Origin of the sequence: Brevibacterium sp. (assembly GCF_031179145.1) — a bacterium.
Taxonomy (GTDB): domain Bacteria; phylum Actinomycetota; class Actinomycetes; order Actinomycetales; family Brevibacteriaceae; genus Brevibacterium.
In genome coordinates, this window is record NZ_JAPSIB010000001.1 from 332,463 (window position 1) to 348,030 (window position 15,568).

15 protein-coding genes are annotated in these 15,568 nt (G+C 66.8%); 8 read left to right on the forward strand and 7 right to left on the reverse strand.

The window, feature by feature from the left end; translation table 11 throughout:
• The first annotated feature begins 5 nt into the window (after window positions 1-5).
• Window positions 6-1,238 carry an amidohydrolase gene (locus tag RIT73_RS01515; protein WP_309130282.1) on the forward strand — a complete coding sequence of 411 codons (1,233 nt, stop codon included), beginning with the start codon at window positions 6-8 and terminating at the stop codon, window positions 1,236-1,238.
• A gap of 8 nt (window positions 1,239-1,246) precedes the next feature.
• Complete coding sequence (locus RIT73_RS01520) at window positions 1,247-2,680, forward strand: amidase family protein (RefSeq protein ID WP_309130283.1); 1,434 nt, start codon at window positions 1,247-1,249, stop codon at window positions 2,678-2,680.
• Window positions 2,681-2,732: 52 nt separating this feature from the next.
• Here RIT73_RS01520 and RIT73_RS01525 read toward each other — a convergent pair whose 3' ends face one another.
• Window positions 2,733-3,020 (reverse strand): 4a-hydroxytetrahydrobiopterin dehydratase, encoded by a 288-nt coding sequence (locus RIT73_RS01525; RefSeq protein WP_309130284.1) that lies wholly within the window; start codon window positions 3,018-3,020, stop codon window positions 2,733-2,735.
• Between the two features lie 149 nt (window positions 3,021-3,169).
• On the opposite strand from RIT73_RS01525, the gene RIT73_RS01530 reads away from it, so the two are divergent.
• Together RIT73_RS01530 and RIT73_RS01535 are read left to right on the forward strand one after the other, a co-directional pair.
• A complete protein-coding gene (locus tag RIT73_RS01530; protein WP_309130285.1) occupies window positions 3,170-3,685 on the forward strand; it encodes a ferritin in 516 nt (171 codons plus the stop codon).
• 158 nt (window positions 3,686-3,843) lie between these two features.
• Window positions 3,844-4,326: an Hsp20/alpha crystallin family protein gene (locus tag RIT73_RS01535; protein WP_309130286.1), complete on the forward strand. Its 483-nt coding sequence runs from the start codon at window positions 3,844-3,846 to the stop codon at window positions 4,324-4,326.
• Window positions 4,327-4,473: 147 nt separating this feature from the next.
• On the opposite strand, the gene RIT73_RS01540 is transcribed toward RIT73_RS01535, so the two are convergent.
• Window positions 4,474-5,217 carry a class I SAM-dependent methyltransferase gene (locus tag RIT73_RS01540; protein ID WP_309130287.1) on the reverse strand — a complete coding sequence of 248 codons (744 nt, stop codon included), beginning with the start codon at window positions 5,215-5,217 and terminating at the stop codon, window positions 4,474-4,476.
• A gap of 89 nt (window positions 5,218-5,306) precedes the next feature.
• Here RIT73_RS01540 and RIT73_RS01545 point away from each other — a divergent pair, with 89 nt between their 5' ends.
• Entirely contained in the window at window positions 5,307-6,566 is a 1,260-nt protein-coding gene (locus tag RIT73_RS01545; protein WP_309130288.1) for an aminotransferase, read from the forward strand.
• A 127-nt stretch (window positions 6,567-6,693) separates the two neighbouring features.
• Here the strand turns inward: RIT73_RS01545 and RIT73_RS01550 are convergent, their stop codons facing one another.
• The 3 genes from RIT73_RS01550 to RIT73_RS01560 are packed head-to-tail and all read right to left on the reverse strand — an operon-like array spanning window position 6,694 to window position 11,483.
• Window positions 6,694-7,548: a 3-hydroxybutyryl-CoA dehydrogenase gene (locus RIT73_RS01550; protein ID WP_309130289.1), complete on the reverse strand. Its 855-nt coding sequence runs from the start codon at window positions 7,546-7,548 to the stop codon at window positions 6,694-6,696.
• A gap of 37 nt (window positions 7,549-7,585) precedes the next feature.
• Window positions 7,586-8,086 (reverse strand): peptide deformylase, encoded by a 501-nt coding sequence (locus RIT73_RS01555; protein WP_309130290.1) that lies wholly within the window; start codon window positions 8,084-8,086, stop codon window positions 7,586-7,588.
• Window positions 8,079-11,483 (reverse strand): pyruvate carboxylase, encoded by a 3,405-nt coding sequence (locus RIT73_RS01560; protein ID WP_309130291.1) that lies wholly within the window; start codon window positions 11,481-11,483, stop codon window positions 8,079-8,081. Before RIT73_RS01560 ends, RIT73_RS01555 begins: the two co-directional genes overlap by 8 nt.
• Window positions 11,484-11,646: 163 nt before the next feature.
• Between RIT73_RS01560 and RIT73_RS01565 the strand changes: the two genes are divergently transcribed.
• A complete protein-coding gene (locus RIT73_RS01565; protein ID WP_309130292.1) occupies window positions 11,647-12,543 on the forward strand; it encodes a ParA family protein in 897 nt (298 codons plus the stop codon).
• A gap of 178 nt (window positions 12,544-12,721) precedes the next feature.
• Here RIT73_RS01565 and RIT73_RS01570 read toward each other — a convergent pair whose 3' ends face one another.
• Together RIT73_RS01570 and RIT73_RS01575 are read right to left on the reverse strand one after the other, a co-directional pair.
• Window positions 12,722-13,303, reverse strand: coding sequence for a MerR family transcriptional regulator (locus RIT73_RS01570; RefSeq protein ID WP_309130293.1), 582 nt, complete (start codon window positions 13,301-13,303; stop codon window positions 12,722-12,724).
• A gap of 195 nt (window positions 13,304-13,498) precedes the next feature.
• Window positions 13,499-14,209: a lysophospholipid acyltransferase family protein gene (locus RIT73_RS01575; RefSeq protein WP_309130294.1), complete on the reverse strand. Its 711-nt coding sequence runs from the start codon at window positions 14,207-14,209 to the stop codon at window positions 13,499-13,501.
• 86 nt (window positions 14,210-14,295) lie between these two features.
• Here RIT73_RS01575 and RIT73_RS01580 point away from each other — a divergent pair, with 86 nt between their 5' ends.
• Together RIT73_RS01580 and RIT73_RS01585 are read left to right on the forward strand one after the other, a co-directional pair.
• The gene (locus tag RIT73_RS01580; RefSeq protein ID WP_309130295.1) at window positions 14,296-15,054 is read left to right on the forward strand and encodes an alpha/beta fold hydrolase; all 759 of its coding nucleotides are present in this window, start codon (window positions 14,296-14,298) and stop codon (window positions 15,052-15,054) included.
• 28 nt (window positions 15,055-15,082) lie between these two features.
• Window positions 15,083-15,505 (forward strand): hypothetical protein, encoded by a 423-nt coding sequence (locus RIT73_RS01585; protein WP_309130371.1) that lies wholly within the window; start codon window positions 15,083-15,085, stop codon window positions 15,503-15,505.
• Window positions 15,506-15,568: the final 63 nt, after the last annotated feature.

The window sequence follows — 15,568 nt, forward strand, 5'->3', positions numbered from 1 at the left end:
ACACCATGCCACTCAGCTCCGCCCTCAAGGACGCGATCTCCGCCGACCTGGCGGCCACGGTCGAGACCTACAAGGAGTTCCACCGGTCCCCCGAACTCTCCATGCAGGAGACGCGCACCGCGGCGGCGATCGCACAGCGGCTCGAGAGCCTCGGTCTGAGCACGATGACGTTCGGCGGGACCGGCGTCGTCAGCGTCATCGAGAACGGCGACGGACCGGTCGTCGCCTACCGGGCGGACACCGACGGACTGCCGATCGCCGAGGACACCGGACTCGACTATGCCTCCACGGCCGAGGGCACTCTGCCCGACGGCACCACCACGAAGGTCATGCACGGCTGCGGCCACGACACCCACATCACCGTCGGGCTGGCTCTGGCCAAGCACCTCGTCGAGCACAGGGACCTGTGGTCAGGCACCGTCGTCCTGCTGTTCCAGCCCGGTGAGGAGACCGGGCAGGGCGCGCGCGCGATGCTCGACGACGGCCTCTGGGAGCATGTCGTCAAGCCGGACGTCGTCTATGGTCAGCACGTCTGGCCCGGCCAGGCGGGGCACATCTACGCCGCGTCCGGCACGGCGATGGCGATGTCCGACTGCCTGAAGGTCACCGTCAAGGGCAAGCAGGCACACGGTTCGCAGCCGGAGAACGCAGTCGACCCGATCGTGCTCGGCGCCTACATGATCACTCGGCTGCAGAGCGTCGTGTCCCGCGAGATCTCGGGCCGCGACATGGCCGTCGTCACGGTCGGCACCTTCCACGGCGGGCTGAAGGAGAACATCATCCCGGACTCCGCGGAGTTCAAGCTCAACATCCGCACCTTCAAGGAGGAGGTCCGCGAAGTCGTGCTCGACCGGATCCAGCGGATCATCCTCGCCGAGGCGCTTGCCTCCGGCGCCCCGGAACCGGTCATCGAGGAGATGTACCGCTTCCCTCGCTGCTACAACGACCCGGACCTCGCCGAGGCGCTGCTGAGCGATCTCGAGGCCGAGCTCGGTGCCGAGCAGGTCCACCTCTCCGAGGCGGTGACGGGCAGTGAGGACTTCGGGGCCTTCGGCGACGACATCGAGGTTCCCTACGTCTACTGGTTCTTCGGCGGCTACTCCCCCGCGAAGCTCGAGTCGGATGAGACGCCTCCGGGCAACCATTCGCCGTTCTTCGCTCCCGACGACGTCGAGACGACGTTGGAGACCGGGATCCGCGCGGCTCTCACGGCCGTTCTCAGCCAGCTCGGAAGGTGAGGGCCGGAGTGAGCGATGAACTGAGATGGATCTCCACCCGTGAGCTGGCGGCGAAGATCGCCAACCGCGAGATCTCCGCGAGAGAGGCTCTCGAGGACCACCTGGGGCGCATCGACGCGGTCAACCCGGCCATCAACGCCGTGGTCACTCGTGATGACGAAGGCGCTTGGAAGCGGGCCGAGGCCGCCGACGAGGCCATCGCACGGGAGGAGCCGATCGGGCCCCTGCATGGGGTGCCGATGACGCACAAGGACACCCACGACACCAAGGGAATGCTCACCACCTGGGGCTCTCCCCTGATGGCCGACCGGGTTCCCGAGTCGGATTCCCTCATCATCTCCCGGCTCAAAGCGGCCGGGATCAACACGACCGGGAAGACGAACGTGCCGGAGTTCGCAGCCGGCTCCCACACGTTCAACGACGTGTTCGGCACGACGCTCAACCCCTATGACACGACGAAGTCGGCGTCGGGGTCCTCGGGCGGAGTCGGGGCGGCCCTGGCAGCCGGCATCCAGGCCTCGGGCGACGGCTCGGACATGGGCGGGTCTCTGCGCTCCCCCGGTTCGTTCAACAACGTCGTCGGATTCCGCCCCTCCAACGGCCGGATCCCCCACACGCTGCCGGGCGATCCCTTCGCCTGGCTGGCGCAGTCGGGATTCATGGCCAGGACAGTCTCCGACGTCGCTCTGCTGATGAGCGTGGGCAGCGGGCCCGAGCCCGGCGGTCCCGGCTCGATCGACGAGCCGGGCAGCGTCTTCGACCTGCCCGAGTTCGCGATCGTCGCTGACTTCCAGCCGGAGCTGACGGGGGTCCGGGTCGGCTTCAGCCCCGATCTCGCCGGGCTCCTGCCCATGGAGACGGAAGTGCGCGAAGTCGTGGCGGGCACCGCGCAGGTCTTCACCGACCTCGGGGCCGAGGTCAGCGACACGATTCCCGACCTGTCCGACGCCGATGAGGTCTTCGGAGTCCACCGGGCCCTCGACTTCGTCAACGCCTGGGGTCCCCTGTACGAAACGCAGAAGGACCGGATCAAGGAGTCGGTGGTGTGGAACATCGAGCTGGGGCTGAAGCTCACCGGCGCCGAGGTGGTCTCCGCCGCCCGTGCCCGCGCGCGTCTCTTCGGCGAGGTCGATCGGTTCTTCGCCGATCACGACGTTCTCGTTCTCTCGACCTGCCAGGTTCTGCCCTTCGACGCCGCGATCGAGTATCCGACCGAGATCAATGGGGAGAAGCTCGACAACTACCTCGATTGGATGCGGGCTCTGTGCCTGATCTCGGCCACCGGTTGTCCGGCGATCTCGGTGCCCGCCGGGTTCTCCGCCTCAGGTCTGCCGGTCGGAGTGCAGCTGGTGGCCAAGCCGGGCAACGACGTGGGTCTGCTGCGGATGGCGCACGCGTTCGAGGCGGCCACCGAGTTCCACCTCCGCCACCCTGAGATCTGAGACGGACCGCGGCTTCCGAGCCTGCGGCCCGCCTGCGGGTCAGCGGCCGGCCTCAGACCTGCGAGGGGTCCGCTGAGATGTCCTGGTCCTCCGCGATCCGGGAGATCTCAGCGGCCATCGCGGTGTCCTTGTCCGTGAGGGCCCCGGCATCGTGCGTGGTCAGGGCGATGTCGACATGCGGGTAGCGCAGGTCGACGTCCGGGTGATGACCGGCCGCCTCGGCGGCGTCAGTGATCGCATTGATGAAGGCGACCCCCCGGACGAAGGATCCGGTCAGAAACCGGGTCCGCAACGCATCCTCGGTCTGGTTCCACTGGTTGAGCTCTTCGTTGTCAGTCATGCTTCCAGCGTGGCACAAAGCCGCCGGGTTTGCTATGCCTGAGCTTTGTTTGCGGAGCCTAACCATTCTGGAATCATTCCGGAGAAGGTGACAGTCTGGTGGTACTGAAGGCGGTCGAACGGCAGCCTCGAAACCCGAAGGAGCATGAAATGCACTTGAGTCCCGCAATGCAGAACGTCCTCGGCGAGCAGGTCACCCTCGAGCTCGAGGCTTCGATGGTCTACCTGCAGCTGTCCATTCAGCTCGACGATCTCGACCTCCCCGGGATGACCCGGTGGATGCGGGCGCAGTCGGAGGAGGAGCAGGTCCACGCGGCGAAGTTCATCGAACACTGTCTCGACCGCGGCTTCGCCCCGCAGATCGGCGACATCGCGGCGCCGAAGGTCTCGGGCTCGCGCCCGATCGACTTCTTCAAGGCCGCCCTCGCCCATGAGGAGAAGGTTTCGGAGTCGATCCGCAACCTCTACCGCACCGCGCAGGCCGAGTCCGATCTCGATGTCCTCCCCCTGCTGCACTGGTTCATCGATGAGCAGGTCGAAGAGGAGTCGAGCATCTCCGAGATCATCGGCCGCCTCGAAATGGCCGGCGAATCCGGTTCCGGCCTGCTGAGCATCGACTCCGAGCTCGGTTCCCGCCGGCCCGACATCAGCGCCGACAACGAGTGACATCACCGTCTGATGTCCGCTGACATCACCGTCTGAAGGCGGTCGGGTCCCCTCGCGGCCCCGACCGCCTTTTTGCTGAGAATTTGCTGCGACGGGAATGATTTCAAAGTTGAGTGTGTTTGACTCAACGTAAGGACCCGCGTGAGAAAGGAATACTCATGGCAACTCGTTTCGATCCCATCCGTGACCTCGACCGCTTCTTCTCGGAGGTGACGAGGACTCCGTCATCGACGTCGCTTCCCATGGACCTCTACCGGGACGGCGAGGTCTTCGTCGCGCACATCGACATGCCCGGGGTCGATCCCTCCAGCATCGATGTCGACGTCGAGGACCGCACCCTCACGGTCCGGGCTCAGCGTCGTTCCGCCGTTGCGGACAAGGACGTCAAGTGGCTGACTCGTGAGCGCACGACGGGCACGTACGCCCGCCAGCTCACCCTGGGCAACCGGGTCTCGCTGGATCGGATCCGGGCCGAGTACGAGGACGGCGTCCTCACGCTGACGATCCCGGTCGCCGAGGAGGCCCGCCCGCGCAAGATCACGGTCGCCCACTCGCAGTCGGGTTCGCAGTCGACAGTGTCGTCACCGGAGGTCGTGGAGTCCTCGACGACGGACCCGAAGCAGGTCTCCGGGCAGGCCTGACTCACTTCCGAGAACCGTCTTCCGGGACGCATCGTCACGGACATGCATTTCCGGACTCGAGCGGGTCGCACCTCGTGGTGCGGCCCGCTCGGTGGATTCAGGCACTACGACTGGGGCCGGCACCGGAGCCGGCACTACGACTCGCGGTCAGCGCTGGAGCAGGTAGGCCAGGCACATGTACGGAAGCCCCATCGTGCCTGTCACCGGGTGCTCTGTCGTGAAGTACTCGCGCAGATTCGACTCGACGCGCGCCCGAGTCCGCTCATTCGACCGCAACCAGTACGACCGTGTTCGCGCCAGGTCGATGACGCCGTCAACGGTGATGGGAGTGTCGAACTCGATGAGCGCATGCTCGACGAGTGCGAAGCCCGCTCCCGGCCGCGGGCGGAATTCGGGCCGGTAGACATCGCCGGCGTGCATGATCCGGCTCAGCCTCAGCACCCAGTCGACGCGGACGTCGAGCTGATTGATGAGGATGAGCAGGCGACCACCGGGAGTCAGGATGCGGGCGATCTCCTCCCCCGCCGCGGCCTCGTCGAACCAATGCCAGGCTTGGGCGACGGCGACCACGTCGACGCTGCCGTCGTTGAGGCCCGTTGCTTCCGCTGTGCCCACCAGGCGGCGGGAGGGATTGCGCTCGAGGGCGGCTGCGTCGGGGTCGACGGCGACGACCTCGGCGCCCAGGGAGAGCAGGCTGCGGCTGAGGATCCCGGTGCCCGCTCCCAGGTCACAGACACGCAGACCGGACCAGTCTTCACCGACGAGGCGGAGCGCGGCCTCCGGGTAGCCGGGTCTGACCTCGTCGTAGAGCTCCCCCAACTCGCCGAAGCGCGTTCCATGTGAGGCTTTGGCCCGAGGTCTCACGTCCGTTCCCTTCCTGTCGGTCGACACCCGTCCACTCTATCCGGCGGATCGCACGGGTTCTGCGGCCAGTGACTAGGATGGAACCATCGGCTGAGATCAAGCGACAAGGAGCATCGATGACCCCCCCGTCCGAACTGCAGGACCAACTCGACACCGCTGCGAGGGAGTATGAGGAGTTCGCGGCCAGAGGCCTCGCCCTCGACATCACCCGCGGCAAGCCCGGAAGCGAACAGCTCGATCTCTCGGCCGGTCTCCTCGACGCTGTCCGCGGCGAAGACGTGTTCACCCCCAGCGGCGTCGACACCCGCAACTACGGCGGTCTCGAGGGTATCGAAGAGCTGCGCGAGCTCTTCTCTCCCCTGCTCAGGGTGCCGACGAGCCAACTGCTGGCCGGCGGAAACGCATCGCTGACCCTGATGGCTCAGGCTCTGACGTTCGCGCTCCTGGGCGGCACGCCCCTCAGCGCCCGCCCCTGGGGCGCGGGACCGCACAAGATCATCTGCCCGGTGCCCGGCTACGACCGGCACTTCACTCTGGCCGAGTCCCTGGGCTTCGAGCTGCTGAGCATCCCAATGGATGAGGAGGGCCCCGTCGTCGCCGAGGCGGTACGACTGGCCGAGGATCCATCCGTCAAAGCCATGTGGCTGGTGCCCATGTACTCGAACCCGACAGGGATCACGATCTCCGAGTCCAGGGCTCGGGAGCTGGCAGCGATGCCCGCAGCGGCTGCGGATTTCACACTGCTGTGGGACAACGCATACGGACTCCACCATCTGCGAGAGGACCACCCCGACACTCTCGACATCCTCAGCCTGTGCGCCGAGGCGGGGAACCCGGAGCGACCCTGGATCTTCGCCTCCACCTCGAAGATCACCCATGCGGGTGCCGGTGTCTCGTTCTTCGGGGCGGGACCGGAGACGTTCTCCTGGTTCCGGGCGAACCTGTCGAACATCGCCATCGGTCCGGACAAGATCAATCAGCTGCGCCACCTGCGGTTCTTCGGCGATGCCGCCGGAGTCGAGGCGCACATGCGCCGACACGCTCAGATCATCGCCCCGAAGTTCGACGCCGTGCTGTCCACGCTGGAGTCCGGTCTGGGCGGCACGGACTTCGCCAGCTGGACCGAGCCGGACGGCGGTTACTTCATCACCCTGACGACCCTCGAGGGGACCGCCGAGCGGATCGTCAAGCTGGCGGGCGAGGCGGGCGTGAAGCTGACCCCTGCGGGCGCCACTCATCCCTATGGTCTCGATCCGAACAACAGAGTCATCCGGATCGCCCCGACGATGCCGAGCCTCGAGGAGGTCGAGCTGGCCTCGACGGGGCTGGTCGCCTGCGTGAAGCTCGCCAGTCTCGAGAAGCTGCTGGCCGGCTGAGCCGGGCCACGAAACCGCTGGCCGGCTGAGACAGGTGAGCCGGCTGAGTCAGGGCGCTGGACCCGGGACTCAGCCGGCCGGACGGCCGGCGGCGAGTGCCGGGCGTTTCGAACCCGGCACTCGCCGCTCAGTGGTCGTAGAACCCGCGACCGGACTTGACGCCGAGCAGTCCGGCGTCTACCATCCGCGACAGCAGGACCGGCGGCTTCACTGCGGGGTCACCGGTCTCCGCGTACATGGACTCAGCCGCGAACAGGCAGGTGTCGAGTCCCACCAGGTCGGCCAGGGCGATCGGCCCCATCGGGTGGGCACAGCCGCCCACCATCCCGGCATCGATGTCCTCCTTCGTCGCGAACCCGGATTCGAGCATTCGGATCGCCGAGCACAGGTACGGGATGAGGAGGGCATTGACGATGAAGCCGGGACGATCACCGGCCTGGATCGGCGTCTTCCCGAGCACCTCGGCGACGAAGTCGGTCATCGTCTGGCGCACCGCATCGGCCGTGACCACCGAGGATACGATCTCGACGAGCGGCTGCACGGGTGCAGGGTTGAAGAAGTGCACCCCGAGCACGCGGTCGGGCCGCGACGTCGCCTGCGCGAATCGGATGATCGGCATCGACGAGGTGTTCGAGGCCAGGATCGCGTCCGAGTCCGTGACGACGGAGTCGAGTTCGGCGAAGATCGACTTCTTGATGTCCTCGTTCTCGCTGGCGGCTTCGATGACGAGCTGCCTGTCCGCGAGATCACCTGTGTCGGTGGTGAAGCGCAGCCGTGACCACGCCTGGTCGCGGTCGTCTGCGGACAGCTTGCCCTTGGCCACGGCCTTGGCCAGGGACTTCTCGATCCGGTCCCGCCCAGCCGCCGAGGCCTCGGCGCTGACCTCGGACACGATCACATCCTGACCGGCCTTCGCCAGCACCTCCGCGATGCCGGCTCCCATCAGTCCGCTGCCGATGACCGCGCTGCGCTGAATGCTCATCTCTCCATCCTTCTTGTCAGTTCTTGAGGAACCACTGTCAGTTCTTGAGGAACCACGCTGCCGCGCGGATCTCCTTCATCGCCGTGCGCCGTGTCTCCTTGGGCAGCGTCTGGATGTAGACCTGACCGTCCAGGTGGGCGACCTCGTGCTGGAGCATCTGGGCGAAGACCTCGGTGCCCGAGACCTCGATGGGATTGTTCGCCGCGTCGACTCCCCTCACCCGCGCGAACTCGTAGCGCGGGGTGGGGAAGAAGAGGCCGGGAACGGACAGGCAGCCTTCGTCGATGTCGCGCAGCTCACCGCCGACCTCGACGATCTCCGGATTGATGACGTATCCGCTGCGACCGTCGAGGTCATAGGCGAAGGCGCGCAGCCCGACGCCGATCTGCGGGGCGGCGACGGCCGCGCGGCCCGAAGGCCGCGCGGTGTCGAGGAGGTCCTGGGCCAGCGTCTCGATGCTCTCATCGAACGTGGTGACCGGTGCGCACGGGCTGCGCAGCACCGGGTCGCCCCAGAGACGGATCTCCCGTTCAGCCATCGATGACCACCACGAGGTCACCGCCCTCGAGCTGCTGCACGTTGCCGATCGCGACACGGGACACGACGCCTGAGACCTGAGTGGTGATGGCCGCCTCCATCTTCATCGCCTCGATCGTGGCGACCGTCGCTCCGGCCTCGACCTCGTCGCCGACCTGGACCTGGAGGGTGACCACTCCGGCGAAGGGGCTGGCGACATGCTTCGGGTTGGAAGGGTCGGCCTTCTCCGCGGTCTTGACGTCGACCTCGACGGAGCGATCGCGGACCTGCAGGGGCCGCAGCTGCCCGTTGAGGGTGAACATGACTGAGCGCATGCCGCGTTCGTCGGTGCCGCTGATTGCCTGGACGCCGATGAGGAGATTCTTGCCCTTGGACAGGTGTACGGCGTGCTCCTGACCGGCGGTGAGACCGTAGAGGTATTCCGAGGTCTCGACCACGGACAGATCGCCGTAGTCGGCCCGCATCCGCTGGAACTCCTTCGTCGGTCCCGGGAACAGGAGTTCGTTGAGCTTGGCCTGCCGGGCCGAACCGGGCTCCTGGAGCGCCGCTTCGTCCGCGGGCTCGAGCCGTTCGGCCACCGGTCGGTGGTTGCGCCCGGCCAGGGCCTTGGTGCGGAACGGCTCCGGCCAGCCGCCCGGAGGGTCACCGAGCTCTCCGTTGAGGAAGCCGATCACCGAGTCCGGGATGTCGTACTTGTCGGGGTTCGCGGCGAAGTCCTGCGGATCAGCGCCGACGCCGACGAGGTGCAGTGCCAGGTCGCCGACGACCTTGGAGGACGGGGTGACCTTGACAAGGTGTCCGAGGATGTCATCGGCGGCCTCGTACATCTGCTCGATCTGCTCGAACTTCTCCCCCAGTCCCAGTGCCACGGCCTGCTGCCGCAGGTTGGACAGCTGGCCTCCGGGGATCTCATGGCGGTAGACACGACCGGTCGGTCCGGGCAGGCCCGATTCGAAGGGCGCGTAGACCTTGCGCACGGATTCCCAGTACGGTTCGAGATCGCTGATGCCCGACAGGCTGATCCCGGTGTCGCGCGGGGTGTTCTCGAAGGCGGCGACCAGGGCCGAGAGGCTCGGCTGGCTGGTGGTGCCGGCCATCGCCGCAGAGGCACCGTCGACAGCATCCGCTCCGGCTCCCGCAGCCGCGAACAGGGTCGCCAGCTGACCGCCGGCAGTGTCGTGGGTGTGGACGTGGACGGGCAGGTCGAAGTTCTCACGCAGGGAGGTGACGAGCCGTGCGGCCGCTGCCGGACGGAGCAGACCGGCCATGTCCTTGATCGCGAGCACATGCGCGCCTGCCTCGACGATCTCCTCGGCGAGTTTCAGGTAGTAGTCGAGGGTGTAGAGCTTCTCCCGCGGATCGAGGATGTCGGAGGTGTAGCACAGGGCCACCTCGGCGACGGTGGTGTTCGTGCCGCGCACGGCCTCGATGGCCGGACGCATCTGCTCGACGTCGTTGAGGGCGTCGAAGATGCGGAAGATGTCGATGCCGGTCCGCGCCGCCTCGTCGACGAACGCGTCGGTGACTGCGGTCGGGTAGGGGGTGTAGCCGACGGTGTTGCGACCGCGCAGGAGCATCTGCAGCGCGATGTTGGGCACGGCTTCGCGCAGCTGTGCCAGGCGCTCCCACGGATCCTCACCGAGGAAGCGCAGTGCGACGTCGTAGGTCGCCCCGCCCCAGGCCTCGATGCTCAGCAGCTCGGGGGTCGTCCGTGAGACGTGGCCGGCGACGGCCAGCAGGTCGCGGGTGCGCACGCGGGTCGCGAGCAGTGACTGGTGGGCGTCGCGGAAGGTGGTGTCGGTGACCGCCAGCGCGGTCTGCTCACGCAGTGCCCGGGCGAAGCCCTCCGGTCCGAGGTCGAGGAGCCGGTCGCGGCTGCCGGGAGCCCCGGGCACGCTGAGGTCGATGTCGGGCAGCTTGTCGGAGGGACGGATCCGCACCGTGGGTTCCCCGTACGGTCGATTGACCGTGACATCGGCGAGGTAGTCGAGGATCTTCGATCCGCGGTCCGCGCTGACGCGGGCGTCGAGCAGGTGCGGTCGCTCCTCGATGAAAGAGGTGGCGACGTCACCGGCGATGAAGGACTCGTCCTCGAGGACCGCGCGGAGGAAGCCGATGTTCGACGACACACCGCGGATGCGGAACTCCGCGAGGGCACGACGGGCGCGGGACACGGCCTGCGGGAAGTCCCGACCGCGGCAGGAGAGCTTGACGAGCATGGAGTCGAAGTGCGCGCTCACCGAGGCGCCGGCGTGGACGGTTCCGCCGTCGAGGCGGACTCCGGCGCCGCCGGCCGAGCGGTAGGCGGTGATGGTGCCGGTGTCGGGCCGGAAGGAGTTGGCCGGGTCCTCGGTGGTGATGCGGCACTGCAGAGCGGCGCCCCTGATTCGCATGTCCTCCTGACGGAGACCGAGATCGGCGAGGCTCTCCCCTGCGGCGATGCGCATCTGGGAGGCGACGAGGTCGACGTCGGTGATCTCCTCGGTGACCGTGTGCTCGACCTGAATCCGGGGGTTCATCTCGATGAAGACGTGCTGACCGGCACGCGGTCCCTCGGTCTCGAGGAGGAATTCGACCGTGCCGGCGTTCTGGTAGCCGAGAGCCGCGGCGAACTTGATGGCGTCGGCGTGCAGCGCCGAGGCGATCGCCGGGTCGAGGTTCGGAGCCGGCGCGATCTCGATGACCTTCTGGTGCCGGCGCTGCACGGAGCAGTCCCGTTCGAACAGATGGATGGCGTTGGAGTCGTTGTCGGCGAGCACCTGGACTTCGATGTGCCGGGGTCGCTGGACGGCCTGCTCGATGAAGACCGTCGGGTCGCCGAAGGCGCCTTCGGCCTCGCGCATCGCGGCTTTGAGCGCCTCCTCGAGCTGCGCGGGCTCGGACACACGCCGCATTCCCCGACCGCCGCCGCCGGCCACTGCCTTGACGAACAGGGGGAACTGCATCGACTCCGCGTCCGCCAGCAGCTGGGCGATGTCCGCCGAGGGGCGGGTGGAATCGAGGACCGGGATGCCGGCGGAACGGGCGGCGGCCAGCGCCTGCACCTTGTTGCCGGCGAGTTCGAGGACATCGGCCGCAGGCCCGATGAAGGTGATCCCATTCTCCTGGCAGGCACGAGCCAGGTCGGGATTCTCGGACAGGAACCCGTAACCGGGGTAGATCGCATCGGCGCCGGATTCCTTGGCCACGCGCAGCATCTCCTCAACACTGAGGTAGGCGCGGACGGGGTGTCCCTTCTCACCGATCTGGTAGGCCTCGTCGGCCTTCATTCTGTGTTCGGAATTGCGGTCCTCCCAGGGGAAGACGGCAACCGTGGAGGCACCGAGTTCGTAGGCCGCGCGGAACGCACGGACTGCGATCTCCCCACGGTTTGCCACAAGAACTTTGGAGAACGTCATAGTATCTCTCTTCGTATTCGATCGCCGCGTGGCGACAGGTCGATGGTCTGGCTCGACCAACTCTACTCAGTGACCTGGGTTACCTCATCGAGGGGGGTCGAAATCGGACTTGCCCGGCGTGGTCGAGACGGCTGTTGAGGTCTCGATACGTTACCGTAGGAGAGTGCTTGTCCTAAGTATCAGCAGTCTCAAAGGCGGAGTCGGTAAGACGTCCGTGACGCTCGGTCTGGCTTCGGCCGCCTACAACAGGGGAATACCGACTCTTGTCGTCGACATGGACCCTCAGGCCGATTCCTCGACGGGCCTCGATGTTCCGACTTCGACGCGCGTCGACATCGCCGATGTCCTCGCCGCTCCGAAATCGCAGAAGATCCTCTCCGAGGCGATCCTGCCCTCGGGCTGGGTGGGTGAGAAGATGGGTCACCTCGACGTGATCTCCGGCTCCCCCCGCGCCGCCGAGTTCGACCGGCCGTCCCTATCGGAACGGTACCTGCGCAGGCTCGACGACGCTCTGACCCGAATCGCCAAGGGCTATCGTCTGGTCCTCATCGACTGCCCGCCGAGCCTCAACGGGCTCACCCGCACAGCGTGGTCGGCGAGTTCGCGGGTGGCGGTGGTGACGGAGCCGAGCCTGTTCTCCGTGGCGGCAGCGGACCGTGCCCTGCGTGCCGCCGACGAGCTGCGCCAACGCGGCGCCTCCGATCTCCAGCCCCTCGGCCTCATCGTCAACCGGGTGCGCGCCGGATCAACCGAGCACGACTACCGGATCCAGGAGATGCGGGAGATGTTCGGGCCTCTCGTCCTCAATCCGCCCTTGGCGGAACGTGCCGTGATGCAGCAGTCGCAGGGTTCGGCTCGACCGATCCACTCCTGGCCGGGCAAGCCCGCCGAGGAGGTCGCCGCGTCCTTCGATGTCCTCCTCGACCGTGCGCTGCGCTCGGAGAGCATCCGTTCCCGTCGCAGCCCGAAGAAGGACTCGGACAAGGCGCCTGAGAAGAAGTCGTCGGGCGGCGACGGCGCCGAAGCGAAGACTCCCGCAGGTCAGAAGTCCGGGAAGTAGACACGCCCTTCTCGCGGTCGGATCCGACCGGGGACCGCACGCAGTACCCGGCTGAACTCTCAACGCCGACCTCTCAGCACATGAATGAGCGAGTGGCCCGACCGATTCGGTCGGGCCACTCGCTCATTCCCCGCTTGGGTGGGCTGAGCTGGGTGTGAGGCCGCTCAGCCGGAAGTGGTCAGCCCAGCTTCTTCGCCCTGCGCTGCGCGAGCTCATCCATGGCGACGACGGACGAGTCGTCCTCGGGAAGACGTTCGCTCGGGAGTTCGGAGAGGCTGCCTTCGACCTCGTTCCAGACTCGGCCGACGGCGATGCCGAAGACGCCCTGTCCGCCCTGGAGAAGGTCGACGACCTCATCGGGCGAGGTGCACTCGAAGACGCTGGCCCCGTCGGACATCAGGGTGATCTGCGACAGGTCCTCGACGCCGCGAGAGCGCAGGTGGTCGACTGCGGTGCGGATCGACTGCAGGCCGACACCGGTGTCGAGCAGTCGTTTGACGATCTTGAGGACGAGGATGTCGCGGAAGCTGTAGAGGCGCTGGCTTCCCGATCCGGTGGCATTGCGGATCGAGGGGGTCACGAGATCGGTGCGCGCCCAATAGTCGAGCCGCCGGTAGCTGATGCCGACGACTTTGCACACTGTCGGACCACGGTAGCCTGCCTCTTCATCGAGCACGGGCAGATCGTCATCGAACAGGAGACCTTGAGCAGCCGGCGGTATGGGCGTCGACTGGTAGGTGTCATGACTTGAGCGGTTCACACCGACTCCTCCTTATAGTCCCTGGGGGAAGCGAGGTCGCTTTGAAGGGCAGAGAATATAGCCATTCTAGCCCTGTTCTCTCGGCGGACCTACAGTGGGATTCAACATCTCCAAACTATTCGGGCCCGCCTTCCAGGACAAACACCTCAAGGTAACGATTTGTGCGTGTCGCCGTTACCGCAGTATTCGAACAGCTCAGGACTCGTCGGTCTTCTTGGGCTTGGCGGCGGTCAGGAGCTTCGTCTTCACCGTCGACGCGTACTTGTCGACGTACTCCTGGCCGGACAGGCGCATGATCTCGTACATGATCTCGTCGGTGATCGAACGGAGGAGGAACCGGTCCGTCGGCAGGCCTTCGTATTTGGAGAAGTCCATTGGAGCGCCGAAGACGACCCCGACGCGAGTGAACTTCGGAAGCGGACGACCGACGGGAGAGATCTTGTCGGTGCCGATGATGGCGACCGGGACGACCGGGGCGCCGGACTCGAGGACCAGGCGGGCCACACCTGTGCGGCCGCGATAGAGCTTGCCGTCAGGGCTCCGGGTGCCCTCGGGGTAGATGCCCAGGGAGTTGCCCTCGCGCAGCACTTTGAGGCCGGACTCCAAGGAAGCCTGCGAGGCGCTGCCGCCGGCCCGGTCCATCGGGAGCTGATTGTTGAGTTTGAAGAACCAGCGCGTGACCGCGCCCTTGATGCCGCGACCGGTGAAATAGTCCTTCTTCGCCAGATACACGACCGGGCGCGGGGCGAGCAGGGGGACGAAGATGGAATCCATGAAGTGCATGTGGTTTCCGGCGATGATCGCGGGGCCCTCGGTCGGCAGGTTGTCCACACCGCGAACCCAGGGACGGAAGAGTATCCGCAAGATGGGTCCGGCCACGACTCGCTTGAGAAACCAATAGAACACGAGCACCCTTCCATGTCACGACGCTTTGTCGTCTCCGGTCATCATATCTTGACGCCATCGCCGTTCATCCATGCCATGCTAATGCTATGGAGATCGACTTCACGCCACAATCGCCGGCCACTGCGGCCTACCGGCGGCGGGTGCCGCAGGCGTCGGAGGCGGTGCTGTTCCTCCATGGGATCACGGGGTCGCCGGCTGCGTGGACCCCGATCGCCCGCGCCCTCGGCGATGAGGGTGTGAGCGTCAGCGTGCCGCTGCTGCCGGGCCATGGAACCCGCTGGCAGGAGCTGAACCGAACCGGCTGGGACGCTTGGATCGACTCCGCCGCAGAAGAGCTGCGCGAACTGCGGAGCACTCATGAGAAGGTGATCGTGGCCGGCCTGTCGATGGGCGGAGCCCTGGCCCTGAGCCTCGGCACTCAGAAGAATTCCGCCGATGCGCTCGTTCTCGTCAACCCCGCCCTCGTCATCGACTCTCCCCTGGCGTCGGGACTGCAGCTGCTCAAGCACGTCGTCCGCTCCGTCCCCGCGATCGGCAACGACATCGCCCATCCGGGTCGGGACGAATACGCCTACGATCGCACGCCAGTGGCCGCAGTGGCCTCGTTCGCCGCCGCCCAAAGGGGCCTGCGCGAGAGGCTGTGGCGGATCGAATGCCCGGTCACCGTGCTCGTCTCGGGTCGCGACAACGTCGTCGGCCCGCGGTCCCTGGCCCTGCTGCGGTCTCGCCTTCCCCGGCCGCCCCGGGTCGTCTCACTGCGCCGCAGCCATCATGTGGCGACGCTCGACCATGATGCTCCGCGGATCGCCGAGGTGATCCTTGACGCCGCCCGGGTACGGGAATAGCGACGACGAATGGTTTGCTGTGACTGATATGGACAACGAGGACGAGGAGCGCTGGCGCGACCACGTGCCCGAACCCGAGCAGGTCGGGGATTCGTCGCGGATCAGCGACAGTGCCTGGAACGATCTCGTCAGTCGTTTCGACGACCCTTCCGGCGCGGCCGCGGACATGCCCAGCGACGAGGTGCGCGAGCGGCTCGAGGAGACCGAGAGATGGCAGCCCGAGCCTGCCGCGCCCATCGGCTGGCGCACCGCTTCCCCGACCCTGATGCTGTCAGTGCTCGCAGCCTTCGGCGCTCTCATCGCACTGCTCATCGGAGTGGTCTTCTTCCGGCCGCTGCCGGGCTGGTTCCTGCCCGTCTCCATCGCCGTCCTCCTCGGCGGGGCCGTCGGACTGTTCTTCCACCTGCCCAAGCAGCGCGGCTTCGGCGACGACAACGGAGCCGCGGTCTGAGGGTGCTGGAGGTGCGGTGCCGCCGTCCGGTGCACCTGCCGACCCGGGGATCACGTTCGTGTC

Excerpts from the sequence above, each read along its gene's own strand:
- RIT73_RS01515 (WP_309130282.1), top strand. The coding sequence starts at position 6 with ATGCCACTCAGCTCCGCCCTCAAGGACGCGATCTCCGCCGACCTGGCG.
- RIT73_RS01525 (WP_309130284.1), bottom strand. The coding sequence starts at position 3,020 with ATGACTGACAACGAAGAGCTCAACCAGTGGAACCAGACCGAGGATGCG.
- RIT73_RS01530 (WP_309130285.1), top strand. The coding sequence starts at position 3,170 with ATGCACTTGAGTCCCGCAATGCAGAACGTCCTCGGCGAGCAGGTCACC.
- RIT73_RS01535 (WP_309130286.1), top strand. The coding sequence starts at position 3,844 with ATGGCAACTCGTTTCGATCCCATCCGTGACCTCGACCGCTTCTTCTCG.
- RIT73_RS01545 (WP_309130288.1), top strand. The coding sequence starts at position 5,307 with ATGACCCCCCCGTCCGAACTGCAGGACCAACTCGACACCGCTGCGAGG.
- RIT73_RS01550 (WP_309130289.1), bottom strand. The coding sequence starts at position 7,548 with ATGAGCATTCAGCGCAGCGCGGTCATCGGCAGCGGACTGATGGGAGCC.
- RIT73_RS01555 (WP_309130290.1), bottom strand. The coding sequence starts at position 8,086 with ATGGCTGAACGGGAGATCCGTCTCTGGGGCGACCCGGTGCTGCGCAGC.
- RIT73_RS01560 (WP_309130291.1), bottom strand. The coding sequence starts at position 11,483 with ATGACGTTCTCCAAAGTTCTTGTGGCAAACCGTGGGGAGATCGCAGTC.
- RIT73_RS01580 (WP_309130295.1), top strand. The coding sequence starts at position 14,296 with ATGGAGATCGACTTCACGCCACAATCGCCGGCCACTGCGGCCTACCGG.
- RIT73_RS01585 (WP_309130371.1), top strand. The coding sequence starts at position 15,083 with ATGGACAACGAGGACGAGGAGCGCTGGCGCGACCACGTGCCCGAACCC.